25 protein-coding genes, 2 tRNA genes and 1 riboswitch are annotated in these 23,785 nt (G+C 68.3%); of the genes, 18 read left to right on the forward strand and 9 right to left on the reverse strand.

What is annotated here, in order from left to right:
• Window positions 1-84: 84 nt before the first annotated feature.
• On the reverse strand, window positions 85-816 hold the full coding sequence (locus tag ACWEPL_RS58690; RefSeq protein ID WP_452441821.1) for an SDR family oxidoreductase: 732 nt from the start codon (window positions 814-816) through the stop codon (window positions 85-87).
• A 9-nt stretch (window positions 817-825) separates the two neighbouring features.
• Window positions 826-1,311, reverse strand: a complete 486-nt coding sequence (gene def, locus ACWEPL_RS58695) for a peptide deformylase (RefSeq protein ID WP_452441822.1) — start codon at window positions 1,309-1,311, stop codon at window positions 826-828.
• Between the two features lie 91 nt (window positions 1,312-1,402).
• Here def and ACWEPL_RS58700 point away from each other — a divergent pair, with 91 nt between their 5' ends.
• Window positions 1,403-1,870, forward strand: coding sequence for a ribose-5-phosphate isomerase (locus ACWEPL_RS58700; protein ID WP_363980644.1), 468 nt, complete (start codon window positions 1,403-1,405; stop codon window positions 1,868-1,870).
• Here ACWEPL_RS58700 and ACWEPL_RS58705 read toward each other — a convergent pair.
• Both ACWEPL_RS58705 and ACWEPL_RS58710 read right to left on the reverse strand, forming a co-directional pair.
• Entirely contained in the window at window positions 1,867-2,013 is a 147-nt protein-coding gene (locus ACWEPL_RS58705; RefSeq protein WP_350731502.1) for a hypothetical protein, read from the reverse strand. The genes ACWEPL_RS58700 and ACWEPL_RS58705 overlap by 4 nt on opposite strands.
• Window positions 2,014-2,037: 24 nt before the next feature.
• Entirely contained in the window at window positions 2,038-3,267 is a 1,230-nt protein-coding gene (locus ACWEPL_RS58710; RefSeq protein ID WP_452441823.1) for a GNAT family N-acetyltransferase, read from the reverse strand.
• Between the two features lie 118 nt (window positions 3,268-3,385).
• Here ACWEPL_RS58710 and ACWEPL_RS58715 point away from each other — a divergent pair, with 118 nt between their 5' ends.
• Window positions 3,386-4,501, forward strand: coding sequence for a PP2C family protein-serine/threonine phosphatase (locus tag ACWEPL_RS58715; RefSeq protein ID WP_363980638.1), 1,116 nt, complete (start codon window positions 3,386-3,388; stop codon window positions 4,499-4,501).
• 117 nt (window positions 4,502-4,618) lie between these two features.
• Here the strand turns inward: ACWEPL_RS58715 and ACWEPL_RS58720 are convergent, their stop codons facing one another.
• Complete coding sequence (locus ACWEPL_RS58720; RefSeq protein WP_350731497.1) at window positions 4,619-5,215, reverse strand: response regulator transcription factor; 597 nt, start codon at window positions 5,213-5,215, stop codon at window positions 4,619-4,621.
• A gap of 156 nt (window positions 5,216-5,371) precedes the next feature.
• Between ACWEPL_RS58720 and ACWEPL_RS58725 the strand changes: the two genes are divergently transcribed.
• Window positions 5,372-6,676: a M50 family metallopeptidase gene (locus tag ACWEPL_RS58725; protein WP_363980634.1), complete on the forward strand. Its 1,305-nt coding sequence runs from the start codon at window positions 5,372-5,374 to the stop codon at window positions 6,674-6,676.
• 10 nt (window positions 6,677-6,686) lie between these two features.
• Window positions 6,687-7,037, forward strand: coding sequence for an MmcQ/YjbR family DNA-binding protein (locus ACWEPL_RS58730; RefSeq protein WP_363980631.1), 351 nt, complete (start codon window positions 6,687-6,689; stop codon window positions 7,035-7,037).
• A gap of 509 nt (window positions 7,038-7,546) precedes the next feature.
• On the opposite strand, the gene ACWEPL_RS58735 is transcribed toward ACWEPL_RS58730, so the two are convergent.
• A tRNA-Pro gene (locus ACWEPL_RS58735) sits at window positions 7,547-7,623 on the reverse strand.
• Between the two features lie 89 nt (window positions 7,624-7,712).
• Between ACWEPL_RS58735 and ACWEPL_RS58740 the strand changes: the two genes are divergently transcribed.
• Window positions 7,713-7,786, forward strand: a tRNA-Gly gene (locus ACWEPL_RS58740).
• Between the two features lie 53 nt (window positions 7,787-7,839).
• On the opposite strand, the gene ACWEPL_RS58745 is transcribed toward ACWEPL_RS58740, so the two are convergent.
• A complete protein-coding gene (locus ACWEPL_RS58745) occupies window positions 7,840-7,989 on the reverse strand; it encodes a hypothetical protein (RefSeq protein ID WP_452441824.1) in 150 nt (49 codons plus the stop codon).
• Between the two features lie 141 nt (window positions 7,990-8,130).
• Here ACWEPL_RS58745 and ACWEPL_RS58750 point away from each other — a divergent pair, with 141 nt between their 5' ends.
• From ACWEPL_RS58750 to ACWEPL_RS58760, 3 genes are read left to right on the forward strand one after another with little or no spacing between them, the layout of a single operon-like run.
• Window positions 8,131-8,712, forward strand: coding sequence for a hypothetical protein (locus ACWEPL_RS58750; RefSeq protein ID WP_452441825.1), 582 nt, complete (start codon window positions 8,131-8,133; stop codon window positions 8,710-8,712).
• A gap of 2 nt (window positions 8,713-8,714) precedes the next feature.
• Complete coding sequence (locus tag ACWEPL_RS58755) at window positions 8,715-9,341, forward strand: uridine kinase (protein WP_452441826.1); 627 nt, start codon at window positions 8,715-8,717, stop codon at window positions 9,339-9,341.
• Window positions 9,342-9,379: 38 nt separating this feature from the next.
• Window positions 9,380-10,690, forward strand: coding sequence for a TrpB-like pyridoxal phosphate-dependent enzyme (locus tag ACWEPL_RS58760; RefSeq protein ID WP_363980622.1), 1,311 nt, complete (start codon window positions 9,380-9,382; stop codon window positions 10,688-10,690).
• A gap of 35 nt (window positions 10,691-10,725) precedes the next feature.
• Here ACWEPL_RS58760 and ACWEPL_RS58765 read toward each other — a convergent pair whose 3' ends face one another.
• Window positions 10,726-10,803, reverse strand: coding sequence for a 50S ribosomal protein bL37 (locus ACWEPL_RS58765; RefSeq protein ID WP_376776135.1), 78 nt, complete (start codon window positions 10,801-10,803; stop codon window positions 10,726-10,728).
• A 145-nt stretch (window positions 10,804-10,948) separates the two neighbouring features.
• Between ACWEPL_RS58765 and ACWEPL_RS58770 the strand changes: the two genes are divergently transcribed.
• The 4 genes from ACWEPL_RS58770 (at window position 10,949) to ACWEPL_RS58785 (ending at window position 14,491) form a co-directional block, all read left to right on the forward strand.
• The gene (locus tag ACWEPL_RS58770; protein ID WP_350731483.1) at window positions 10,949-11,725 is read left to right on the forward strand and encodes a DeoR/GlpR family DNA-binding transcription regulator; all 777 of its coding nucleotides are present in this window, start codon (window positions 10,949-10,951) and stop codon (window positions 11,723-11,725) included.
• A complete protein-coding gene (gene galT, locus ACWEPL_RS58775; RefSeq protein ID WP_363980618.1) occupies window positions 11,722-12,801 on the forward strand; it encodes a galactose-1-phosphate uridylyltransferase in 1,080 nt (359 codons plus the stop codon). The genes ACWEPL_RS58770 and galT overlap by 4 nt, the downstream gene beginning before the upstream one ends.
• A gap of 65 nt (window positions 12,802-12,866) precedes the next feature.
• A riboswitch (cyclic di-AMP (ydaO/yuaA leader) is annotated at window positions 12,867-13,008 on the forward strand.
• Between the two features lie 5 nt (window positions 13,009-13,013).
• Window positions 13,014-13,970 carry a coiled-coil domain-containing protein gene (locus ACWEPL_RS58780; RefSeq protein ID WP_452441827.1) on the forward strand — a complete coding sequence of 319 codons (957 nt, stop codon included), beginning with the start codon at window positions 13,014-13,016 and terminating at the stop codon, window positions 13,968-13,970.
• A 20-nt stretch (window positions 13,971-13,990) separates the two neighbouring features.
• A complete protein-coding gene (locus ACWEPL_RS58785; protein WP_363980612.1) occupies window positions 13,991-14,491 on the forward strand; it encodes a DinB family protein in 501 nt (166 codons plus the stop codon).
• Window positions 14,492-14,500: 9 nt separating this feature from the next.
• Here the strand turns inward: ACWEPL_RS58785 and ACWEPL_RS58790 are convergent, their stop codons facing one another.
• On the reverse strand, window positions 14,501-14,977 hold the full coding sequence (locus ACWEPL_RS58790) for an ATP-binding protein (RefSeq protein WP_357745423.1): 477 nt from the start codon (window positions 14,975-14,977) through the stop codon (window positions 14,501-14,503).
• Between the two features lie 233 nt (window positions 14,978-15,210).
• On the opposite strand from ACWEPL_RS58790, the gene ACWEPL_RS58795 reads away from it, so the two are divergent.
• The 6 genes from ACWEPL_RS58795 to ACWEPL_RS58820 all read left to right on the forward strand — a co-directional run bounded on the left by ACWEPL_RS58795 (window position 15,211) and on the right by ACWEPL_RS58820 (window position 23,376).
• The gene (locus ACWEPL_RS58795) at window positions 15,211-16,077 is read left to right on the forward strand and encodes a helix-turn-helix domain-containing protein (RefSeq protein WP_350731473.1); all 867 of its coding nucleotides are present in this window, start codon (window positions 15,211-15,213) and stop codon (window positions 16,075-16,077) included.
• 200 nt (window positions 16,078-16,277) lie between these two features.
• Window positions 16,278-17,669 carry a trigger factor gene (gene tig, locus ACWEPL_RS58800; protein WP_350731471.1) on the forward strand — a complete coding sequence of 464 codons (1,392 nt, stop codon included), beginning with the start codon at window positions 16,278-16,280 and terminating at the stop codon, window positions 17,667-17,669.
• 321 nt (window positions 17,670-17,990) lie between these two features.
• Entirely contained in the window at window positions 17,991-18,623 is a 633-nt protein-coding gene (locus tag ACWEPL_RS58805) for a ClpP family protease (RefSeq protein ID WP_185078200.1), read from the forward strand.
• A gap of 14 nt (window positions 18,624-18,637) precedes the next feature.
• Window positions 18,638-19,261 (forward strand): ATP-dependent Clp protease proteolytic subunit, encoded by a 624-nt coding sequence (locus ACWEPL_RS58810; RefSeq protein ID WP_192786903.1) that lies wholly within the window; start codon window positions 18,638-18,640, stop codon window positions 19,259-19,261.
• 186 nt (window positions 19,262-19,447) lie between these two features.
• Window positions 19,448-20,731: an ATP-dependent Clp protease ATP-binding subunit ClpX gene (clpX, locus tag ACWEPL_RS58815; RefSeq protein ID WP_185067261.1), complete on the forward strand. Its 1,284-nt coding sequence runs from the start codon at window positions 19,448-19,450 to the stop codon at window positions 20,729-20,731.
• A 71-nt stretch (window positions 20,732-20,802) separates the two neighbouring features.
• Window positions 20,803-23,376 (forward strand): valine--tRNA ligase, encoded by a 2,574-nt coding sequence (locus ACWEPL_RS58820; RefSeq protein ID WP_452441828.1) that lies wholly within the window; start codon window positions 20,803-20,805, stop codon window positions 23,374-23,376.
• The last annotated feature ends 409 nt before the right edge of the window (window positions 23,377-23,785 follow it).

Raw genomic sequence — 23,785 nt, forward strand, 5'->3', positions numbered from 1 at the left:
GCCGGGCCGGGTGGGCAATCCAGGGGGGGCGCCGCCCCCCGGGTTGCGTAGGTGAGGGGCGGCGCCGACGGGAAGGGGGATGGGTCAGACCAGCAGGCCGCCCGTGGCGTTGAGGTTCTGGCCGGTGATCCAGCGCGAGTCGGGCCCCGCCAGGAAGGCGACCACGGAGGCGATGTCGCCGGGCTGCCCGATCCGTCGCAGCGCCGTCATCGCCGCCGTCTGCTCCAGCGCCTCCGGCGGGTTGGCGCCCCGCAGCATGTCCGTGTCGGTGGCGCCGGACGAGACCACGTTGACGGTGATCCCGCGCCCGCCCAGCTCCCGCGCCGCCACCTTGGCGAACTGCTCGACGGCCCCCTTGCTGCCGCAGTAGAGCGTCAGAGCGGGAGCGGGCACCTGCGTGTTGAGCGTGGAGATGTTGATGATGCGCCCGCCGTCGCGCATCACCCGCGCGGCCCACTGCATGGCCAGGTAGACCGACCGGGTGTTGACCGCGAACACCCGCTCGTACTCCTCGTCCGTGATCTCCGCCATGGGCTTCTGCCCGAGCACGGCGGCGGCGTTGTTGACCAGGATGTCGAGCCCGGGCAGCCGCGACCCGGCCTCGTCGAACAGCCGCGCCAGATCCTCCTTGCTGCCCAGATCGGCCTGTACGGCGTGCGCGCCCGTCTCCTTGGCGACCTGCTCCGCGGCCTCGGTCGAGCGCTCGTAGCAGAAGACGACCTCTGCCCCGTCGGCGGTCAGCCGCTCCACGATGGCCTTGCCGATTCCCCTGGATCCTCCTGTGACCAACGCGCCTTTCCCGGAAAGTATGCTCATGCGCCCAACCTATGCTCGGAGCATGATCTTGCGGGCTTCGTTTCGCGGCAGGCGATCGACGTACAGCTTGCCGTCGAGGTGCTCGGTCTCGTGCTGGAAGCAGCGCGCGAGCGATCCGCGGGCCTTGATCCGTACCGGACGCTGGAGCCTGTCGATCCCCTCGACGGTCACGCCCGCGGCCCGCGCCACCGGGGCGTAGATCGGCAGCCCCGTCTGCCGGTCGGGCACGGACAGGCAGCCCTCCTCGTCCGTCACCTCCTCCGGGTCGTCGACGGTCAGCACCGGATTGAGCACGTGACCCTTGCGCCCGGCGATGTCGTACACGAACAGCCGGCGCGACACGCCGATCTGCGGGCCGGCCAGGCCCACGCCGTTGACCGCGTACATCGCCTGGAACATCTCGTCGATCAGCCGGCGCAGCTCGCGGTCGCAATCCGTCACGGGATCGGCGGGCGTGCGCAGGACCGGATCGCCGATGACACGGATCTCACGCATGGACATCTACTTTCGTAAGGACTGGACAACGGTAGAGGTCCTTACTCTAGCCAGCGAGGCTCATTCGCGGGGGCTGTGGAAGACTGGGCGGGTGCGTGTCTACATCGGTGCCGACCATGCCGGCTATGAGCTCAAGAACCACCTCGTGTCCTGGCTGAAAGACCACGGTCACGAGGTCACCGACTGCGGTCCCTTCGTCTACGACGCCGAGGACGACTATCCCGCGTTCGTGCTGCGCGCGGCCGAGGGCGTCGCGGGCGACCCCGGCAGCCTGGGGGTGGTCATCGGAGGCTCGGGCAACGGCGAGCAGATCGCCGCCAACAAAGTACGCGGCATCCGCGCCGCGCTGGCCTGGAGTGAGGAGACGGCCGGCCTGGCCCGCGAGCACAACAACGCCAACGTGGTCAGCATCGGCGCGCGCATGCACTCCACGGAGGACGCCACCAGGTTCGTGGAGGTCTTCCTGACCACGGTGTTCACCGGCAGCGAGCGCCACAGCAGGCGCATCGCGCAGCTGACCACGTACGAGACGATCGGTCAGCTGCCCTCGCTGCCCTAGCCCTTGCGCTTGACGTCGCGTTTGGGCATCTCGTCGCGCAGAGGCCGCCGGTCGGCGGCCTCCTGCTGCTCCTTCGACGGTTTCGACACGTCGCGGGCACGCATGGCGATGGTCGCGGTGATCTGCAGGCTCTGCAATGCCATGCCTTCGACCTTACGCCAGGCTCATCAGAAGATGAGGCCGCACCACGGTTTCGGGCTCCACGACATCGCGGTGGCCAGCGCGCGTACCGAGCCGCTTGAGTGCTCGCGCAGCAGGCCCGCCTCCAGCGACTCCACGAGCAGGCCGTCGCCCATGTAGGCCGAGCCGAGCGCGGCCACCGGCAGCGACACGTCCGGCTCGTCCTCGACCGGCTTGCACTCGGCGCCGGTCGGGTCGGCGGTGAGCCGCCAGCGCCCGGCGTTCCACGGGCACACGTCGTCCTCGACCCCGATCACCACGTCCACCGGCGCCGAGTAGGCGCGCGAGGTCAGCGCCTTGTCGACCTCGACCACGCGTACCCACAGCTCGTCCGCCCAGGTCGCGCGGAGCTGGCGCTGGTCGGCGATCAGCGAGATCAGGGGGTCGTCCACCGGCCTGCCGCCCGCCTCGATCTTGGAGACGAGGTCGCGGTCGAGGATGTTGCGCCAGAGCAGGGCGTAGGCCGCCGGGTCGGTCGCCTCCAGCTCCTGCAGCTTCAGCCTCTTGTCCGGTACGCCGTTGGCGTCCCAGGACCCGTTGATCCGGAACAGCGCGTAGCCGCGCACGCCGTCGTCGTCCTCGGCGAGCATCGAGCGCAGCGGCCCGTCGCCGCGCTGGTCGAACTCCTCGTCGGCCAGCACCGCGTCCCAGGTGTGCGACTGGCGGTCATAGCGACCCGGGCGGCGGGTCGCGACGGAGGCGAACACCTGCTCCAGGTCGGCGCGGACGTCGGCGGGCGTGGCCACCCTGAGCCTGAGCGACGGGTCCACGGGGGCGTTCCCGACGAACGCGGAGCCGGCCTTGTTGATGCGGAACGACAGCTCGTGCGAGGCCCTGCCATATCCGTACCGGCCGTAGATGGCCGCCTCGGAGACAGAGAGCGCGGCGACGCTCTCGCCGCGCTCGCGGATGTCGGCGAGTTGCCTGCGCATCAGCGCGGACAGGATGCCGCGGCGGCGGTGCGAGGGGAGCACGCTGACGCTCGTCACGCCCGCGACGGGGAGCCGGCCGCCGGGGACGGTCATGGTGAGGCTCAGGACGGCGGCGGTGCCCACGATGACATCGCCGTCAAAGGCCGCCAGCGTGCGATCGAACTCGGTCTCCGCCTTGAACCGTTCCTGTTGCTGGGGGTGCGGAGTCCAGCCGAACGCTTCTTCGAGGACCGGGAAATAGCCCGGCCACTCGGACTCGTCAATCGGACGGATCGGATACGTCATCTGTCCACGGTAGGAGCGGGCAAAGGGGGACGGCCACCCAATATACGTGCTTAATGATCAAGGCCTTGGTCAAGTGGGCTGCCCAAACACGGGTCAGACCGATACAGTCAGGCCCATCATGAGTACCCGTCCGGCGCCGCTGATCCCGCCACGGGTCCGCGCGGTCTTGGTGCGGGTGCCGTTTCTGGTGGCTGCCGTGCGGTTCGTCCGGCGTGGCCCGCTGGCCCGCGACCGCAACCTGCTCGTCGCGCTGACCACGCTCGCGCTCGTCATCGGGTTCCTGGCGGCGAAGGTTTCGACCGAATTCTTCTCGCCGTCGCTGCTCATCCTGGTCACCCTGATCGGCGGGCTCCAGCTCCGGCTGCGCAGCCTGGTCAAGCTGCTGGTGGGGGTCGGGGCCGCGCTCGGCTACATCGCGATCACGCTGGGCGTGGGCCGCGTCGGGCTGGGGCTCATGGTGACGATCGGGTTCACCACTGTGCTGGCCGTGCTGATGGCGCGCACCAGGGGCAAGCTGGGCGTCCAGGGGCTGCGCGGCGACGCGATGCTGCTGGAGCTGCGCGACCGGCTCAGGAGCCAGGGTGAGCTGCCCGCGCTGCCGAAAGACTGGGGCGGCAAGGTCGTGCTCAAGCAGGCGGGCGGGTCCTCGTTCGGCGGTGACTTCCTGGTCTCCATGCGCGACGGCAACTCCGTGGAGATCGCGCTGGTCGACGTGTCGGGCAAGGGGGTCGACGCGGGCACCAGGGCGCTGCTGCTGTCGGGCACGTTCGGCGGGCTGCTCGGCTCGGTCGAGGACTTCCTGCCCGCGTGCAACACCTACCTGCACCGGCAGCGGGGCGACGAGGGCTTCGTGACCGCGGTGCACGTACGCCTCGACCTCGAGACCGGCGACTACACGATCACCTCGGCCGGTCATCCGCCGGTGGTGAAGTTCGACGCGGGCACCGGAAACTGGCAGGTGGCCACGGCCAAGGGCGTGGTGCTCGGCGTCGTCCCCGACCTGCACTGCGAGCCCGACAGCGGCACCCTGCGCAAGGGTGACGCGCTGCTGCTCTACACCGACGGGCTGATCGAGCAGCCGGGCCGCGACATCGACGCCGGGCTCGACCGGCTGCTCGGGGAGGCGGAGCGGCTGCTGCCGTCCGGTTTCCGCGACGGCGCCAGAGCCCTGGTCAACGCCATGTCCTCGGGCCACAACGACGACTGCGCGCTGGTGCTGATCTGGCGGCCCTAGATCGGTGACGTTTCACACGGGGCGGTCGTGATCGTGCTCACTGGCGGCGTCCTCGCGCTGCTGAGATCCTCTAGGGGTTCGGGCCCGGGGGAGCGGCGCGGCTCCGCCGGACCCGTCTCAGATCCACCCGGAGTCGCTCGCGATGCGTACGGCGTCGAGACGGTTGCGGGCGCCCGTCTTGCACATGATCCGCGACAGATGGTTACGCACAGTGCCCACCGACAGGAAGAGCTGGTCGGCGATCTCCGTGGAACGCGCGCCGCCCGCGGCGATCCGCAGCACGTCGAGCTCCCGGCGGGTCAGCGGGTTCGTCGCGCATTGGAGCGCGGCCACGGCCAGCTCCGCCTCGATGGCCCGGCCGCCCTCCGCGACCTGGCGCACTCCCTCGGCGAGGCGCTCCGGCCCCACGCACAGGCTCATGAACCCCAGCGCGGGCCCCGCCAGCGCCTTGCGCACCTGCCCGGGGTTGGGGCGGGCCGACAGCATCAGCACCCCGCAGCGCGGCGCCAGCTCGGCGAGCTGGACGGCCACCGGCAGCCCCGGCAGGTCGAGGTCGACGACCGCCACGTCGGGCCCGTACGCCAGCGCCGCCCGCACCGCCGCCTCGGGACAGCCGACCTCGGCGACGACGCGCAGATCAGGCTCGGCCTCCAGGGTTGCGAGCAGTCCGCGGCGGACCAAGGGCAGGTGCTCGGCGATCAGAATCTGAATCAAGTCGACCCCCTCCGTCGTCACCCAGAGTGATTGTTTGATAGCGAACTGTCAATCCTCTCTAAAAGGCATGCAAGCCGTGGAGCGGGGGTTGTTCGACTACCCTGGGGCTGTCGGACGGTTCGTCCACCCCTGTCGTCGGCTACGGAGCGCGCATAGATGAACTGGCTCTACATCGTGGGGATCATCCTCTTTCTCCTCGGGCTGATGTTCTCCATCGCGTTGCACGAGATAGGACATCTCGTGCCGGCCAAGATCTTTGGCGTCAAGGTGACCCAGTACATGGTCGGCTTCGGCTCGACCGCCTGGTCACGGCGCAAGGGCGAGACCGAGTACGGCATCAAGTGGATCCCGTTCGGCGGCTACATCCGCATGATCGGCATGCTGCCGCCGCGCCCCGGTGACGACCCGACCAAGCTCAGGAGCGCCTCGACGGGGCCGTTCCAGGGCCTCATCGACTCCGCCCGCGAAGCGGCGCAGGAGGAGGTGCGCCCCGGCGACGAGGACCGGGTCTTCTACCGGAAGAAGTGGTGGCAGAAGGTCATCATCATGTCCGGCGGCCCGGCGATGAACTTCGTGCTCGCGTTCGTCTTCTTCAGCGTCCTGCTGGTCGGCATCGGCCTGCCCACCTTGGCCCCGATCGTGTCGCCCGAGACCGACACATGCGTGATCCCGATCTCGGAGCACCGCAACACGTGCAAGCCCACCGACCAGTCCACCCCGGCCGCCCTGGCAGGCATGAAGGGCGGCGACCGCATGGTCTCCTTCGACGGCCAGAAGATCGGCTCGTGGGACGACGCCACCCGCCTGATCCGCTCTCATGGCGCCGGCCCGGTCGCGCTCGGCATCGTCCGCGACGGCAAGCCCATGACCCTCAACGTCACGCTCATCGCCCAGGACCGGCCCAACCCGCAGGACCCGAAGAAGATCGACAAGAACGTCGGCTTCCTGGGTGTCCGGCCCACGGAGGTCATGCAGCAGCAGAGTATGGGCCAGGTGATCGGCTACATGGGCGGGCTGATGGGCCGGGTGGCGGGCTCGATCGTCAACCTGCCGCAGAAGATGGTCGGCGTCTGGCAGGCGGCCTTCTCCGGCGAGGCGCGCGACCCCGAGGGCCCGGTAGGCGTGGTCGGCGCGGGCCGCCTGGGCGGCGAGATCCTCGCCTCCGACCTGTCCAACACGAACAAGATCGCCTTTTTCGTCAACCTGCTGGCCGGGTTCAACCTGGCGATCGGCATGTTCAACCTCATCCCGCTGCTGCCGCTCGACGGCGGCCACATCGCGGGCGGGCTGTGGGAGGGCATCAAGCGGGCCTACGCCAAGGTCATGCGGCGGCCGGAGCCGGCCTACGTGGACATCGCCAAGGTGCTGCCGCTGACGTACGTGATCGCGTTCGCCATGATGATCATGGCCGGCCTGCTGGTCTACGCCGACCTGGTCAACCCGCTCACGCTGACCGGCTGACGCCCCCGCCATGGACGCCCTGGAACGGCTGCGCGCCCTCTGCCTCGCGCTGCCGGAGGTCACCGAACGGCCCAGCCACGGGGAGCCGACCTGGTTCGTCCGTGGGAAGAAGACGTTCGTGATGTTCGCCGACCACCACCACGACGACCGGCTCGCCTTCTGGTGCGCCGCGCCTCCCGGGACGCAGGGGGAGCTGGTGGCCGAGGACCCGGAGCGCTTCTTCCGCCCGCCGTACGTGGGGCACCGGGGGTGGCTGGGGGTCTACCTGGACGTGGAGGTGGACTGGACGGAGGTCGCGGAGATCGTCGCCGACGCCTACCGCCAGATCGCCCCGAAGTCGCTGATCGCCCACATGCCCTGACCGGCGTGAAACGCCGAAGGCCACCTCCGTGGTGGAGGTGGCCCACACCCGCTTTCCAAATCTGTGGACCTTGGGTCACCGCTGGTCGTAGGGGTGGCGTACAAGGTGATCAGGCAGGAGGGCTGGTGCCGATGTGCCGGAGCCCTCGTTCAGCGTGGGATTACCCGTACCCCGACGAGTTGGCCGGGCACTGATCCACTTTGAGAGCCGTACCGTCATCGTGTCCGGCGCGGGTAGCTTCATGAGAGCGATCATGCCCGTACGTCTCGAAGCCGGGCTGACGGCGTCTGGCTGACCTTCACCTCCGAGGAGGTTCGAGCGCGCTATGGCCGCCGGGCCGGCAAGGAGCCGCTGATCTACGGCCACTTGGCATCGCGTGCACCTGCCTGGTGCCCGCCTGCGGCTCTCGGCGGGAGTGTGTCCCGGGGCCGTGGAGCGGGTCTTCGGCACTTCGTGGGAGCGATAGTCAAGCAGAAGGCCCGCTCCACATCGGAGAGGGCCTTCTGAGCTGGTCGGGGCGACAGGATTTGAACCTGCGACTTCTTGCTCCCAAAGCAAGCGCGCTGCCAAGCTGCGCCACGCCCCGCTTAGCCGAGTGCGCATGCGCTCCGGGACTCCGGTACGCTTACGCCCTAACGACCGGATGAAGTCTAGACCAGAGTTCGACCGGTTCGCGCGGACGTAGCTCAATGGTAGAGCCCTAGTCTTCCAAACTAGCTACGCGGGTTCGATTCCCGTCGTCCGCTCCAAAGACGAAAGGCCAGGTCAGCCCCATGAGGCGACCTGGCCTTCGTGATCTGGACTACTTCTTCTTGATCTTCCGTGCCCGTTGTCTTTTCCCGTGCTCCTTCAGCGCCTTGCCGAGCGCCTGCGCGATGGCCTGGTCACGGTCCTGCGTCGCATGCTGGTAGATCAGCGCCGCTCGCGTGGAGGAGCGCCCCATACGGGTCATCAGTTCGCGGAGGCTCGGTCCGGGGATCTTCGAACTGCCGGTGTCCGTGCGAGACACCTTGGCCGACGTGGACGAGGGCTGGATGTGCAGGTGAAGATCTGAAGCCGTCCCGCCCTTCGCGTCTGTGCCTATCCTTGGGGGATGGTGCCAGAAAGGATCTTCGGAGCTGCGACGCGGCACGACGGCGATCCTGATCGGGTGGCCGTGCTGCTTCCCGGAAGGGGATACGCGCCCGCCCGTCCCCTCCTCCACTTCGCCGGCGCGGTCCTCAGGCGGCACGGCTGGTCCGTGCGGGAGGTCTGGTGGCAGTCTCCGGCGACCCAGGACGCGGGGGAGCTGGCCGGCTGGGTCATGGAGCAGGCCCGGCAGGCCCTCGACGGTGAGCGGGCCGAGCGCCTGCTCCTGGTCGGCAAGTCGCTCGGCACGTTCGCCGCGCCGCTGGCCGCCGAGCGGGGGCTGCCCGCGATCTGGCTCACCCCGCTGCTCAGGCATGAGGCCGTCGTCGAGGCGCTGCGCCGCACCGGGGCGCCCACGCTGCTGGTGGGCGGGAGCGCCGACAAGCTCTGGGACGGGGAGGCCGCGCGTGGGCTGGGCCACCCGTACCTGGAGGTCCCCGGCGCCGATCACGGCTTGGAGGCCTTCGAGGACCCGGTCCGATCGGTCGAGATCCTCAGGGACGTGACCGCGGAGATGGACCGGTTCGTGGCGGGCCTGCGATCGTAGGCATGCGCGCGCGAGCGATCTCCCGGGACGGCCTCGTCGAGGAGCTGGCCGAACGGGTCGCCGGACGGCCGGGGTGGGTGCGGATGGCCGTGGACGGGGCCGCGGCGGCGCGTCCCGGGACGCTGGCGGACGAGCTCGTCGCCCCGCTCCGGTTGCGCGGGCGGCCCGTGCTGCGCGTGTCGGCGGACGACTTCCTGCGGCCCGCGTCCCTGCGGCTGGAGCACGGCAGGACCGATCCGGACGCCTTCTACGAGGACTGGCTCGACGTCAAGGCGCTCCGGAGGGAAGTGCTGGAGCCCTTGGACGAGGGCGGCTCGGGGCGGGTGCTGCCGCGGCTCTGGGACAGCCGCGTCGACCGGGCGTACCGGGTGCCGTACGAGGAGCTGCCCCCGGGCGGCGTGCTGATCGTGGACGGGACGCTGCTGCTGGGACGGGGGCTGGCGTTCGAGGTGAGCGTGCACGTATGGCTTTCGGCGGGGGCGCTGGAGCGCGGGACTCCCGAGGACGAGCGGTGGCGGCTGCCCGCGTACGAGCGGTACGAGCGTGAGGCCCGCCCCCAGCGCTCGGCCGACGTCGTGATCAGGGCCGATCATCCCCGCAGACTCGCCGTCATGACCCGCGACGCGTGATGCTGGAACACGGAACGTGAGCGGCGCAGACTGGGGCGATGATCCCCAGTCACTGGTACAACATCGTTCCCGACCTGCCCGCCCCGCCTCCGCCGCCGCTGCACCCGGCGACGCGCGAGCCCGTGGGGCCCGACGACCTGGCGCCGCTCTTCCCGATGGAGCTGATCGGCCAGGAGGTGAGCGGTGAGCGGTTCGTCCCGATCCCGCAAGAGGTGCTCGACGTCTACCGGCTCTGGCGGCCGACGCCGCTGATCCGGGCGCGCCGGCTCGAGAAGGCCCTCGATACGCCGGCCAGGATCTACTACAAGTACGAGGGGGTCTCGCCCGCCGGGTCGCACAAGGCGAACACGGCCGTACCCCAGGCGTACTACAACGCTCGCGAAGGGGTGCGGCTGCTGACCACCGAGACGGGCGCCGGGCAGTGGGGGTCGGCCCTGGCGTTCGCCTGCTCCCAGTTCGACCTCGAATGCCAGATCTGGATGGTGCGCGCCTCGTACGACCAGAAGCCGTACCGCCGCTCTCTCATGCAGGTGTACGGCGCCACCGTCCACGCCAGCCCGTCACCCGTCACCGGCTCGGGCAGCAAGGTGCTGGCGGACGACCCGGACTCGCCCGGCAGCCTGGGCATCGCGATCAGCGAGGCCGTCGAGGTGGCCGCCGCCACGCCCGACGCCCGGTACGCGCTCGGCTCGGTACTCAACCACGTGCTCCTGCACCAGACCGTGATCGGCGAGGAGGCGCTGGAACAGCTGCCCGAGATGCCGGACCTGGTCATCGGCTGCACCGGCGGCGGCTCGAACTTCGCCGGTCTCACCTTCCCGTTCCTGCGCGAGAAGCTGGCCGGGCGGATACGGACCGTGTTCAGGGCGGTCGAGCCGGCCGCCTGCCCGTCGTTCACGCGCGGCGTGTACGCCTACGACTTCGGCGACACCGCGGGCCTGACGCCGCTGCTCAAGATGCACACGCTGGGGCACGCGTTCATCCCCGACCCGATCCACGCGGGCGGCCTGCGCTACCACGGCATGTCGCCGCTGCTGTCGCACATGTACGAGCTGGGCCTGTTCGAGGCGGTCACCCGCGCCCAGAGCGAGTGTTTCGAGGCGGGTGTCCGCTTTGCCAGGACCGAGGGCATCGTGCCCGCCCCGGAGCCCACGCACGCGCTCGCGGAGACGATCGCCGAGGCCCTGCGGTGCAAGGAGAGCGGTGAGGAGAAGGTGATCCTGACCGCGCTCTGCGGCCACGGCCACTTCGACCTGGGCGCGTACGACCGCTACCTGGCCGGGCACCTGGAGGACTACACGCTGCCGCAGGACCGCATCGAGCAGGCCCTGACCGAGCTGCCGGGCTGAAAGCGGGGTGGCCGCCGAAAGAGGCGGCCACCCGGTCAGCGCGCCGTGGGGCGCTTGCCGTGGTTCGCCTTCTTCTTCTTGCGTGCCTTGCCCTTGCGTGAGCGCCTGGCCATAAGCTCGCCTCCGGTGATCGGGCCGATGATCGGCTACGCCACGAGCCTCCCCGCCCGTGCTGACCAGCGCAAGCGCAGCACGCGAACTAACATTCCCCAACAATTCCGTGTCATAATTTGGTGGAATCTGTTGGAAGGAGCGGGCGTGCTCGCACAGCAGCGTCAGCAGACGATCCTCGAACGCGTGCGCAGCAACGGCGGCGTCCGGGTCGCGGACCTGGTCCGCGAGCTGGGCGTATCCGACATGACCATCCGTCGGGACCTCGAGGTGCTGGCCGAGCGCGGGTTGCTGGAGAAGGTGCACGGCGGCGCCACCGCCCTCGGCCCCGGCTCCACCGAGGAGCCGGGCTTCACCGCCAAGTCGGCCCGCCAGCAGCAGGAGAAGGAGGCCATCGCGCGCCGCGCGGCCGGCCTCGTCCGGCCGGGCACGGCCGTGGCGCTCTCGGCGGGCACCACCACGTGGGCGCTGGCCCGCCACCTGATCGCCGTCCCCGAGCTGACAGTGATCACCAATTCGATCCCCGTCGCCGAGGTCTTCCACCGCAACCCGCGTTCCGACCGCACGGTCGTGCTGACCGGCGGCGTGCGCACGCCGTCCGACGCGCTGGTGGGCCCGGTGGCCGTGGCCGCGATCCGCCGCCTGCACGTGGACACGCTGTTCCTCGGCGTGCACGGGATGAGCGTGCGGGCCGGGTTCACCACCCCCAACCTGCTGGAATCGGAGACCGACAGGGAGCTGGTGGCGGCCGCCAACCGGCTGGTCATCCCCGCCGACCACACGAAGTGGAACACGGTCGGCATCAGCACCATCGCCGAGCTGACCGAGGCCGACGTGGTCGTCAGCGATGCGGGGCTGCCTGAGGACGCACGCATGGAGCTGGCCGAACGGGCCGGAGAACTGATCATCGCGGAGGGCTCGTGAAGCGCACCATCACCCACCTGGCCGACGGTCGTGAGCTGATCTACTTCGATCAGCGGGACGACGCCGACCGGAGCGCGATCGACCGGCGGGTGCTCGACCCCCGGCCGGTGGCCTCCGAGCTGCGTTACGACCCGCTGACCGAGGAGTGGATCGCGATGGCGGGGCACCGGCAGACGCGCACGTTCCAGCCGACCGGTTCGGCGAGCGAGTGCCCGCTGTGCCCGTCGTCGGAAACGCGCTCGTCGGAGATCCCGGCGTACGACTACGACGTGGTGGTGTTCGAGAACCGATTCCCCTCCTTCTCCACCAATTTCGGGACTTATACAGACGCGGGGGGTCTGAGTGAGGTCCGGCCGGGAGTGGGGCGGTGCGAGGTGGTCTGCTTCACCTCTGAGCATTCGTCGTCGTTCTCCCAGCTCTCCGACGGCCAGGTGGAGCTGGTCATGGAGGCGTGGGCCGACCGGACGGCCGAGCTGTCCGGGATCGAGGGCGTGGAGCAGGTGTTCTGCTTCGAGAACCGGGGCGAGGAGATCGGCATCACGCTGGCCCACCCGCACGGCCAGATCTACGCCTACCCGTACGTCACGCCCAGGACCAGGCTCCAGCTCGCCGCCGCCAGGCGCTACTCGAAGGGGAACCTGTTCGCCGACGTGCTGGCCGCCGAGCGGGCCGCGGGGACGCGCGTGGTGGCCTCCAACGAGCTGTGGACGGCGTTCGTGCCGGCCGCCGCGCGGTGGCCGTACGAGGTGCACATCTACCCGCACCGGCAGGTGCCCGATCTGGCCGCGCTGACGGAGGAGGAACGGTCGGCGTTCGCACCCCTGTACACCTCGGTGCTGCGGGCCTTCGATGACCTGTTCGGCGTGGTGATGCCGTACATCTCGGCCTGGCACCAGGCGCCCGTGCGGCAGGACCGCGAGCTCGGCTACCTGCACCTGGAGCTGTTCAGCATCAGGCGGGCGCCGGGCAAGCTCAAGTACCTGGCCGGGTCGGAGTCCGCGATGGGGGCGTTCGTGAACGACGTGCTGCCGGAGGAGGCCGCCCGGATGCTTCGATCACAGGTAGATCACTATTAGATTTCTAATGGGGGTCGCGTTACTCGTGATCTACCACTAACATCCCTTTTGTGCCTGGCCGTAACAGCAGGCACACGCCTAATCCCGGGCGAGTCGCCCGGGAGCCGGGGACCCATCCGCACCTGGGGTGAATCCACTTCGGTGGTAGGGCACGCAGCTCCCAGCCCGAACCCGTCAGCTAACCCGGCCGGCAGAGGGAGAGGAACATCCACGTGGCGGCTCCGTCCCCCGCGACTCTTGCCATCGGCCTCGTCACCGCCGCAGCCGTCGCCCTCCTGCCGGCGACCGCGGCCTCGGCGGCCCCCAAGCCGTCGGAGGCCGCGCTCCGCGCCCAGCTCAAGCAGCTCAACAGCAAGATCGACAAGCTCATCGAGAAGTACAACCTCAAGCGCGTCGAGCTGGCCAAGGCGCAGGCCGCCGCCAAGGCGGCCAAGGAGCGGCTGGCGGCCGCGGAGAAGACGCTGGCCGCCGCCGAGCAGCGGGTCGGCGACCTCGCCAGGATGCGCTACCAGAACCACGACCCGTCGCTGCCCTCCGTCCTGATGGTCCAGAACGGCGGCGGCGCCGCCCTGCTCGAACAGCTGACGGCCGAGCAGCAGGCTCTGGTCCAGGGGGTGGCCAAGGCCCGCGACGACAAGAAGAAGGCCTCCGACGAGGCCGCCGCGCTGGCCACCCAGATCGGCGTGGACGCCAAGGACGTGACCGAACAGCGCTCCGAGGCCGAGGACATCATCGACGACATCAGGAAGAAGCTCCAGGACCTCGTGCCGCTCGGTCCCGGCCGCAAGTCCGACGGGAGCTGGGCACCGGAACTGCCCTCGGGCTCGGACAACATCACGGCCCGTACGCGGCTGATGAAGGCGGAGCTGGCCAAGAACTTCAAGCTGCCGTACACGGTGGGCTGCTTCCGCTCGGGCTCCAGCGGCGAGCACCCGCTCGGGCGCGCCTGCGACTTCATGATGAGCACCGGCGGCACGATGCCCGCGGCCATCAACAACGCCCTGGGCGACCGCATCGCGGACTGGGCGCTCAAGAACAAGGGCAAGCTCGGCGTCAAGTACGTGATCTGGAAGCAGCGCATCAACATGGGCTCGGGCTGGCGGGCCATGTCGGACCGCGGCAGCGTCACCGAGAACCACTACGACCACGTCCACATCTCGATGTACTGAGCTGGATAAGGTCGGACATCATGACTGACACCCGAATCCCGCCCGCTCTCACCGGCGACGAGCGGACCACGCTGAACAACTGGCTCGAATGGCACCGCGGCACCCTCGCCGTCAAATGCGCGGGCCTGTCGGACGATCAGCTGCGCCTGCGCTCCGTCTCACCCTCGACCATGTCCCTGCTCGGCCTGGTCCGGCACATGGCGAACGTCGAACGATCCTGGTTCCGCCGCGTGCTGAACGGCGAGGACCTCCCCAAGCTGTGGGACAAGGACCGCGACAACGACGCCGACTTCAAGGAAGTGGACGCCGCCTCCGTCAAGGAGGCCTTCGTCACGTGGGAAGAGGAGGTCGCCCGCGCCCGCGCCATCTCGGACGCCAGGCCGCTGGACGCCGTCGGTGACCACAGAGGCCAGGAATGCACCCATCGCTGGATCCTCATCCACATGATCGAGGAGTACGCGCGGCACAACGGTCACGCGGATCTGCTGCGCGAGCGCATCGACGGGGTGACCGGAGAGTGACGGGACCGATCAGGGCTCGGTGCGGAACAGCGCCCACACGGCCTTGCCGCCGCGGGCCAGCGGGTCCCAGCCCCAGCACTGGCTGTAGGTCTCGACGATGTAGAGGCCGCGCCCGTTCTCCGAGATGAAGTCCGGCTCCTTGGGGCGCGGCACCTCGTCGCTGGGGTCGGCCACCGCCAGCAGCACGTGCGGCTGTACGCGCATCAGCAAGAGCTCGATCTCCCGCCGTCCCGCCGCGTACATCGCGTAGCGCACCGCGTTGGTCACGAGCTCCGACACCACCAGCGCGGCGTCGTCGCTGAGTTCGTGCAGGCCCCAGCCCTTCAGGGTCGAGCGGGTCACGTCCCTGGCCGTCTTCACGGAGTCGGCCTGAAAGGGCAGCGGGCACGAGGTCGTGTACGGCTTGCCACCCATGAGCAGGTGGTCGAAGCCCACGTCACGGGTGATTTGCAATGCATCGGCAGTGGCCAGAGGATCCTCCACCATGCTGCCGATACCTCCCCGTTCCGCCCGACTTAGTGCATGTTTGGCCCAATATGCACTAAGCCATCATGGGTCACGATCGCTGCACCTGCAAGACCCAAATGCACGTGCACTTGCATTGTGCAGTAGCAAGCGGCGTTTTGGGGCATAACTCTGCTAATCGGACACGGGGTTGAGACCTTGTCATACCCGGCAATGTGGTGTCACTGTGTGTGCGGACCTTGATAGGAGGCAAAGTGACGCAGAACCAGCCGGGTTCCGGACCGACGGCGCTGCGCATCCTCCTGGGCTCCCAGCTGCGCAAGCTCAGGGAAGCGAAGAACGTCACTCGTGAGGAGGCGGGCCACCTCATCCGTGGCTCCGAATCCAAGATCAGCCGCATGGAGCTGGGCCGAGTGGGGTTCAAAGAACGGGACGTGGCGGACCTGCTGACCCTCTACGGGGTCATCGACAAGCAGGCCCGCTCCGCCGTACTCGACCTGGTCGCCACCGCCAACGAGCCTGGTTGGTGGCACCGGTTCAACGATGTCCTGCCCACGTGGTTCCAGGCGTACGTCGGCCTTGAAGAGGCCGCCGCCAGGATCAGGACCTACGAAGTCCAGTTCGTGCCAGGACTGCTGCAGACCAAGGAGTACGCAAGGGCCGTCGTGACCGCCGGATCGGCGGGAATCGGGGCCGAGGAGATCTCCAGAAGAGTGGATCTCCGGCTGGAGCGCCAGCGGATGTTCGACAGGCCGGACGGGCCAGTGTTCTGGGCCGTGATCGACGAGGCCGCCCTACGACGCCCCATCGGCGGCGTCGAGGTGATGCGGGCCCAGATCGAGCACCTCATCGACCTGATGCGCCAGCCCAAAATCACCATTCAGATCATGCCGTTCAGCTTCGGCGGGCACAGCGCGGAAGGCGGGGCGTTCAGCGTCCTGCGCTTCCCCGACACCGATCTGCCCGACGTCGTGTACGTCGAGCAGCTGGCGAGCGCGCTCTACCTCGACAAGCGTGAAGACGTGGACCGATACACCGAGGTGATGGAGCGACTCTGCGCCGTGAGCACCACTCCGGACGAGACGGTCGAGCTGTTGCGGACGATCGCGGACGAGTTCTGACGGACGGTAACGGATGATCGCGGGCGACTTGTGACGGCGCGGACGTCGTTGTTGGGTACGCATCTGCCCTAGACTGGCCATCGGCGTTGGATCCCGCCGTAGCGGAGCATGCCCAACACCGCACATGTGGGCGCGGCGCGTGTGCCGTAACCGATGGACGCGCCCGCGATCACTCGTAGCTTGATCAAGGAGACCATTCCGTGAAGACCGCTGTCGAGGAGCTCAGCCCGACCCGGGTCAAGCTCACTGTCGAGGTGCCGTTCGACGAGCTGCGCCCGAGCATGGATGCGGCGTACAAGAAGGTCGCGCAGCAGGTGCGCGTCCCCGGGTTCCGGCCTGGCAAGGTTCCGGCCCGCATCATCGAGCAGCGCTTCGGCCGGGCGGTAGTGCTGGAGGAGACCCTCAACGACGCGGTGCCCAAGCTGTACGGCAAGGCCGTCGACGAGGTCGACGTGTTCCCGGTCGCGCAGCCCGACATCGAGGTCACGAAGATCGAGGACGGCGAGCAGATCGAGTTCACCGCCGAGGTCGACATCCGGCCCAACTTCGAGGTGCCCGACTACCAGGGCCTCGAGGTCACGGTCGACTCCGCCGAGGTCTCCGACGAGGACGTCGACGCCCAGCTCGACTCCCTGCGCCAGCGTTTCGCCACGCTGACCGGCGTCGAGCGCGCGGCCGCCAACGGCGACTTCGTCGTCATGGACCTGCGCGCCGAGATCGACGGTGACAACATCGAGGAGCAGCAGGCCAGCGAGGTCTCCTACGAGGTCGGCGCCGGCTCCGTGCTCCAGGGCCTCGACGCCGCGCTCGAGGGCATGTCCGCGGGCGAGGAGAAGAGCTTCAAGACCGAGCTCGTCGGCGGCGAGAACGCCGGCGACGAGGCCGACGTGATCATCAACGTCAAGTCGGTCAAGGAGAAGGTCCTGCCCGAGCTCGACGACGAGTTCGCCCAGCTCGCCAGCGAGTTCGACACGCTCGACGAGCTCAAGACCAGCATCCGCGAGCAGGCCCGCCGCAACAAGCTGATCGACCAGGTCGTGCAGTCCCGCGAGAAGGCCCTCGACACGCTGCTGGAGCAGATCGACATCCCGCTCCCGGACAGCGCGCTCAAGGCCGAGGTCGACGCCCGCAAGCACAACCTCGACCACCAGATCGCCGAGAGCGGCCTGAGCCGCGACGCCTTCTTCCGTCTCTACCAGACGACGGAGGAGGAGCGCTTCGCCGAGTTCGACACCAACTCCGCCCGCGCGATCAAGGTCGGCTTCGTGCTCGACAAGATCGTCAAGGCCGAGGAGCTGGGCGTCTCCGAGCAGGAGCTGACCAACTTCGTCGTCCGCCGCGCCATGGAGATGGGCGTGCAGCCCAACGAGCTGGCCAAGCACCTCGCCGACAACGACCAGCTCACGCTGGCCATGGTCGAGATCGTGCGCGACAAGGCCAAGTCGGTGCTCGGCGACGCCGCCAAGGTCGTCGACACCGACGGCAACGAGGTGGACCTCAAGGCGATCTACGCCGAGATCAACGGCCAGGAGGTCGTGGAGGAAGAGGCCGCCGCCGAGGACGAGCCCGCCGGGGAGAAGTCCGAGGCGTAACCGCCTTCCCGCTCTTTCCGAAGCCCCCGAACCGTCCGGTTCGGGGGCTTCGGCCTTTCCGGGGGAGCTGCCGAAGAAGACGTGCAGGCCGTGTAAGGCCCTCAGAAGGCTCGTGGGCACCCGGAGGGCTTCGACGGGCCTCTGGGTGCCGGACCCGCGGCCGGCAGGCCGTGCGTGGCGCTTCAGGGAGCCACGCCGCAGGAGGGCGTGCTGAACCTGCGCCGTCAGCGAACAGTACGGGGACCGGGCATGAGCTGTGCGCGGCGCGCGTTAAGGTCACAAGCAAAGCCAATCGATTACGACGCATCGGAAGGTGACGCTGTGACCAGCCCGCCGACCTTCTATCAGCCTGAGTCGCGAGGCCGTGAGAACGGCTCGTCCTTCCGGCTTGAGGACCAGCTTTACCAGCGCCTGCTGCGTGAGCGCATCATCGTGCTCGGGCAGGAGGTCAACGACGAGATCGCCAACCGCATCTGCGCCGAACTCCTGCTGCTCGCGGCCGACGACCCCGACCGTGACATCACGCTCTACATCAACTCGCCGGGTGGCTCGGTGAGCGCTGGCATGGCCATCTACGACATGATGGAATACGTACCGAACGACGTTTCCACGGTTGTGATGGGCATGGCCGCTTCGATGGGGCAGTTCTTGCTCACCGCGGGCACCAAGGGCAAGCGATACGGCCTGCCCCACGCCCGGGTCATGATGCACCAGCCGTCCGGAGGCATCGGCGGCACCGCGGCCGACATCGCCATCCAGGCCGAGCAGATGCTCTATGTGAAGAAGACACTGGCCGAGCGGATCGCCCACCACACGGGCCAGCCGCTGGAGCAGATCGAGGCCGATTCCGACCGCGACCGCTGGTTCACGGCCGAGGAAGCCAAGGATTACGGCTTCATCGACCACGTGGTCCGCAGTGCGCGGCAGGTGCCCTCACAGGGCCCGGTCTCCTAAGGGGGAGCAGAGAAGTGAACATCCAGAGCCGCTACGTTCTCCCCTCCTTCGTCGAGCGCACGTCATATGGCGTGAAGGAGATGAACCCGTACAACAAGCTCTTCGAGGACCGCATCATCTTCCTCGGAGTGCAGATCGACGACGCGTCGGCCAACGACGTGATGGCCCAGCTGCTGACGCTGGAATCGCTCGACCCCGACCGTGACATCAGCATCTACATCAACTCGCCGGGTGGCTCCTTCACCGCCATGACGGCGATCTACGACACGATGCAGTTCGTCCGGCCGGAGATCCAGACCGTCTGCCTGGGCCAGGCAGCGTCGGCCGCGGCCGTGCTGCTGGCCGGCGGCACCCCGGGCAAGCGATTCGCGCTGCCCAACGCCCGGGTGCTGATCCACCAGCCGTCCACCGAGGGTGGCGGCCAGGGCAGCGACATCGAGATCCAGGCCCGCGAGATCCTTCGCATGCGAAACCTCCTCGAGGACATCGTGGCGAGGCACTCCGGGAAGACCGCCGCCCAAGTCCGCAAGGACATCGAACGCGACAAAATTCTCAACGCGGACGAGGCAAAGGCGTATGGTCTGATCGATGACATCATCCCGTCCAGGAAGAAGCGCGCTCAGGCCGTGGCTTCCTAGACGGGACGTGACGCACCGGAGCGCTGCCCAATAGGGCACGTTCCGGTGCGACTCGCCGCTAGGGGGCTCACTGAGGGCCCAGAAGACGGTAACGTCGAAACCTGAGCGGTTCGGCCAAGTCCGGAGGATGTCCGGAGACACTGCTCTCGCAGGAGCAGGGCGGTCCCACGCAAAGGAGTATCTGGGGTGGCACGCATCGGCGACGGGGGAGACCTGCTGAAGTGCTCTTTCTGTGGAAAGAGTCAGAAGCAAGTCAAGAAGCTCATTGCCGGTCCAGGCGTCTACATCTGCGATGAGTGCATCGATCTCTGCAACGAGATCATCGAGGAGGAGCTCTCGGAGTCCTCCGAGCTCAAGTGGGACAACCTGCCCAAGCCGAGGGAGATCTACGAGTTCCTCGACGCCTATGTCATCGGTCAGGACAAGGCGAAGAAGGCCCTCTCGGTGGCGGTCTACAACCACTACAAGCGGGTGCAGTCGGGTGACCGGGGCAGAGACGACGGCCTCGAGCTGGCCAAGAGCAACATCCTGCTGCTCGGGCCGACAGGTTCGGGCAAGACGCTGCTGGCGCAGACCCTGGCGAAGATGCTCAACGTGCCGTTCGCCATCGCCGACGCCACCGCGCTGACCGAGGCGGGATACGTCGGCGAGGATGTGGAGAACATCCTCCTCAAGCTCATCCAGGCCGCCGACTACGACGTCAAGAAGGCCGAGACCGGCATCATCTACATCGACGAGGTCGACAAGATCGCTCGTAAGAGCGAAAACCCGTCGATCACGCGCGACGTCTCCGGTGAGGGCGTGCAGCAGGCGCTGCTGAAGATCCTGGAGGGCACCACGGCGAGCGTGCCCCCGCAGGGCGGCCGCAAGCACCCGCACCAGGAGTTCATCCAGATCGACACCACCAACGTGCTGTTCATCTGTGGCGGCGCGTTCGCCGGTCTGGAAAAGATCATCGAGTCGCGCATCGGCAAGAAGGGCATCGGCTTCAACGCCATCATCCGCTCGAAGGAAGAGGTCGACACGGCCGACATCTTCGGCGACGTGATGCCCGAGGACCTGCTGAAGTTCGGCATGATCCCCGAGTTCGTCGGGCGTCTGCCCGTCATCACCTCGGTGCACAACCTCGACCGCGAGGCGCTCATCCAGATCCTCACCGAGCCGCGCAACGCGCTGGTCAAGCAGTACCGCAAGCTGCTCGAGCTCGACGGGGTGGAGCTGGAGTTCACCGACGGCGCCCTCGAGGCCATCGCCGACCAGGCCATCCTGCGCGGCACCGGCGCCCGCGGGCTGCGCGCGATCCTGGAGGAAGTGCTCCAGTCGGTGATGTACGAAGTGCCGTCGCGCCAAGACGTGGCCCGCGTCGTCATCACCCGCGAGTCCGTCCTCGAACACGCCATCCCGACGCTCGTACCCCGCGACCAGCTTGCCGCCAAGCAGCAGCGCACGCCGCGGGAAAAGTCGGCCTGATCCCATAAACCACGGCAAGCGCCCCGGCGGAGTCGATCCCTGGGGCGTTTTGCTTTCCCACCTCCCTAGAATTGGTCACCGTGACAACGCCAGAGCTGCCCACCCAGTACACCCCGGCCGACGTCGAGACCCGGAGCTATGAGCGCTGGGTATCCCAGGGGTACTTCACCGCCGACCCGGGCAGCTCGCGCGTGCCGTACAGCATCGTCCTGCCCCCGCCCAACGTGACGGGCGTCCTGCACATCGGCCACGCGCTCGACCACTCCATCCAGGACGCGCTGACGAGGCGAGCCCGCATGCAGGGGCGCGAGACCCTCTGGCTGCCGGGCATGGACCACGCCGGCATCGCCACCCAGAACGTCGTCGAGCGCGAGCTGGCCAAGGAGGGCAAGTCGCGGCACGACCTCGGGCGCGAGGCGTTCGTCGAGCGGGTCTGGGAGTGGAAGGAGGAGTCCGGCGGCCGGATCCTCGGCCAGATGCGCAAGCTCGGCGACGGCGTCGACTGGTCGCGCGAGCGGTTCACGATGGACACCGGGCTCTCCCGGGCCGTGCAGACGATCTTCAAGAAGCTGTACGACGACGGGCTGATCTACCGCGCCGAGCGGATCATCAACTGGTGCCCGCGCTGCCTGACCGCGCTCTCCGACATCGAGGTGGAGCACAGCGAGGACGAGGGCGAGCTGGTCTCGATCCGCTACTCCGACGAGATCGTGGTGGCCACCACGCGTGCCGAGACGATGCTCGGCGACACGGCCGTGGCCGTCCACCCCTCTGACGAACGGTACGCGCACCTGGTCGGCACGATGGTGGAGCTGCCGCTCACCGGGCGCATGATCCCCGTGGTCGCCGACGAGCACGTCGACCCTGCCTTCGGCACCGGCGCGGTCAAGGTGACCCCCGCCCACGACCCCAACGACTTCGAGATCGGACGGCGTCACTCCCTGCCGTCGATCACCGTCATGGACGAGCGCGGTGTCATCACCGCGCACGGGCCCTTCCTGGGGCTCGACCGCTTCGAGGCCAGGCCCGCCGTCGTCGCCGCGCTGCGCGCCGAGGGCCGCATCGTCGCCGAGAAGCGCCCCTATCTCCACTCGGTCGGCCACTGCTCGCGCTGCAAGACCGTGGTCGAGCCCAGGCTGTCGCTGCAGTGGTTCGTCAACGTCGGGCCGCTGGCCAAGGAGGCGGGCGACGCCGTCCGCGACGGCCGCACCCGCATCCACCCGCCGGAGCTGGCCAAGCGCTACTTCGACTGGGTCGACGACATGCACGACTGGTGCATCTCCCGGCAGCTCTGGTGGGGGCACCGCATTCCGGTCTGGTACGGGCCGGACGGCGAGGTCGTGTGCGTGGGCCCCGACGAGGAGCCGCCCGCCGGCTACACGCAGGACTCCGACGTCCTCGACACGTGGTTCTCCTCGGCGCTGTGGCCGTTCTCGACGCTCGGCTGGCCGGACACGACGCCCGAGCTGCAGCGCTTCTACCCGACCTCCGTGCTGGTCACCGGATACGACATCCTGTTCTTCTGGGTGGCCAGGATGATGATGTTCGGGCTCTACGCCATGGACGGCGAGCCGCCGTTCCGCGTGGTCGCGCTGCACGGCATGGTCCGCGACCAGTACGGCAAGAAGATGTCCAAGTCGTTCGGCAACGTGGTCGATCCGCTCGACTGGATCGAACGCTTCGGCGCCGACGCCACCCGCTTCACCCTGCTGCGCGGGGCCAACCCCGGCGCCGACGTCGCGGTGAGCGAGGAGTGGGCGGCCGGGTCCCGTAACTTCTGCAACAAGATCTGGAACGCCACCAGGTTCGCCCTGATGAACGGCGCGGCCGTGGGATCGCTGGAAGGGGCCGAGCTGACGGGGGCCGACCGGTGGATCCTGTCGCGCCTGCAGTCCGTGGTGGCGACCGCCGACGCGGCCTTCGAGGACTACGAGTTCGCCAAGGCGTCCGACCTGCTCTACCACTTCGCGTGGGACGAGGTCTGCGACTGGTACCTGGAGCTGGCCAAGATCCAGCTCGGCGAAGGGCTCGAACACACTCGGCTGGTGCTCGGCCACGTGCTCGACGCGTTGCTGCGGCTGATGCATCCGCTCGTGCCGTTCGTGACCGAGGAGCTCTGGCGGGCCGTGACGGGCGGGGAGTCGATCGTGGCGGCCCCGTGGCCGGAGGTCGACACCCGCTTCACCGACGCCTCGGCAGAGGCGGAGATCGGGGCGTTGCAGGAGCTGGTGACGGAGGTCCGCAGGTTCCGCTCGGATCAAGGGCTCAAGCCGGGCCAGAAGGTCGCAGCCCGGCTCGGGCTGGCGGGCACTGCGCTCGTCAGCCAGGAGAGCGCGATCCGGTCGCTGCTGCGCCTCACGGAGCCGGCGGAGTCGTTCAGCGCCACGGCGAGCTTCACGGTGGGCGGGGTGACCGTGGAGATCGACACCGCGGGCGCCATCGACGTCGTGGCCGAGCGCAAGCGCCTGGAGAAGGACCTGGCGGTCGCCCGCAAGGAGGCCGCGCAGGTGGCCGCCAAGCTGGGCAACGAGCAGTTCATGGCCAAGGCGCCGGAAGACGTGGTCACCAAGGTCAGGAGCCGTGCCGAGCAGGCCGCCGCGGACATCGCGCGCCTCGAGACACAGCTCGCCGGGCTCGGGGTTTGAACCATACGAACGCGGGGAAGGTCCATTCGTTACCTAAGATGGACCTTCGACGCCGTCGGGGCTGCTACAGTTTTCAACGTAGGGCGGTTGCCCTGACACCCCTTCTGATCTACCCCCGGTTTTCGGGCGGTTCCAGCCGCACGGTTGGACAAGCGCCGAAAGTTGGAGTAAGTTAGCAGGGTTGCCTCGAAGAGAGGCAAGTCCGGAAGCTACCGGATCGGGCGGTTTGACAAGGATCGTCCGGATCTGCTAGACTGAAGGAAATGAAATGTGCGCCTCCGCACTAGGGTCTAACCAAGATCTTGGTGGGGATATACGCGTCCGTTTCTTGAGAACTCAACAGTGTGTTAAAAGCCAGTGCATGAGATACACATGCATATCCCCGTCATTAATTGACGGAAATTGCTTG

It is taken from the genome of Nonomuraea sp. NPDC004186 (assembly GCF_053603495.1).

Bases quoted from the DNA above. Each gene is read 5' to 3' on its own strand.
- ACWEPL_RS58730 (WP_363980631.1), top strand. From the start codon at position 6,687: ATGGACGCCCTGGAACGGCTGCGCGCCCTCTGCCTCGCGCTGCCGGAG.
- ACWEPL_RS58725 (WP_363980634.1), top strand. From the start codon at position 5,372: ATGAACTGGCTCTACATCGTGGGGATCATCCTCTTTCTCCTCGGGCTG.
- ACWEPL_RS58745 (WP_452441824.1), bottom strand. From the start codon at position 7,989: ATGACCCGTATGGGGCGCTCCTCCACGCGAGCGGCGCTGATCTACCAG.
- ACWEPL_RS58785 (WP_363980612.1), top strand. From the start codon at position 13,991: ATGACTGACACCCGAATCCCGCCCGCTCTCACCGGCGACGAGCGGACC.
- ACWEPL_RS58765 (WP_376776135.1), bottom strand. From the start codon at position 10,803: ATGGCCAGGCGCTCACGCAAGGGCAAGGCACGCAAGAAGAAGAAGGCG.
- ACWEPL_RS58760 (WP_363980622.1), top strand. From the start codon at position 9,380: ATGATCCCCAGTCACTGGTACAACATCGTTCCCGACCTGCCCGCCCCG.
- ACWEPL_RS58715 (WP_363980638.1), top strand. From the start codon at position 3,386: ATGAGTACCCGTCCGGCGCCGCTGATCCCGCCACGGGTCCGCGCGGTC.
- ACWEPL_RS58690 (WP_452441821.1), bottom strand. From the start codon at position 816: ATGAGCATACTTTCCGGGAAAGGCGCGTTGGTCACAGGAGGATCCAGG.
- ACWEPL_RS58755 (WP_452441826.1), top strand. From the start codon at position 8,715: ATGCGCGCGCGAGCGATCTCCCGGGACGGCCTCGTCGAGGAGCTGGCC.
- ACWEPL_RS58710 (WP_452441823.1), bottom strand. From the start codon at position 3,267: ATGACGTATCCGATCCGTCCGATTGACGAGTCCGAGTGGCCGGGCTAT.
- ACWEPL_RS58705 (WP_350731502.1), bottom strand. From the start codon at position 2,013: ATGGCATTGCAGAGCCTGCAGATCACCGCGACCATCGCCATGCGTGCC.
- ACWEPL_RS58790 (WP_357745423.1), bottom strand. From the start codon at position 14,977: ATGGTGGAGGATCCTCTGGCCACTGCCGATGCATTGCAAATCACCCGT.
- def (WP_452441822.1), bottom strand. From the start codon at position 1,311: ATGCGTGAGATCCGTGTCATCGGCGATCCGGTCCTGCGCACGCCCGCC.
- ACWEPL_RS58750 (WP_452441825.1), top strand. From the start codon at position 8,131: ATGGTGCCAGAAAGGATCTTCGGAGCTGCGACGCGGCACGACGGCGAT.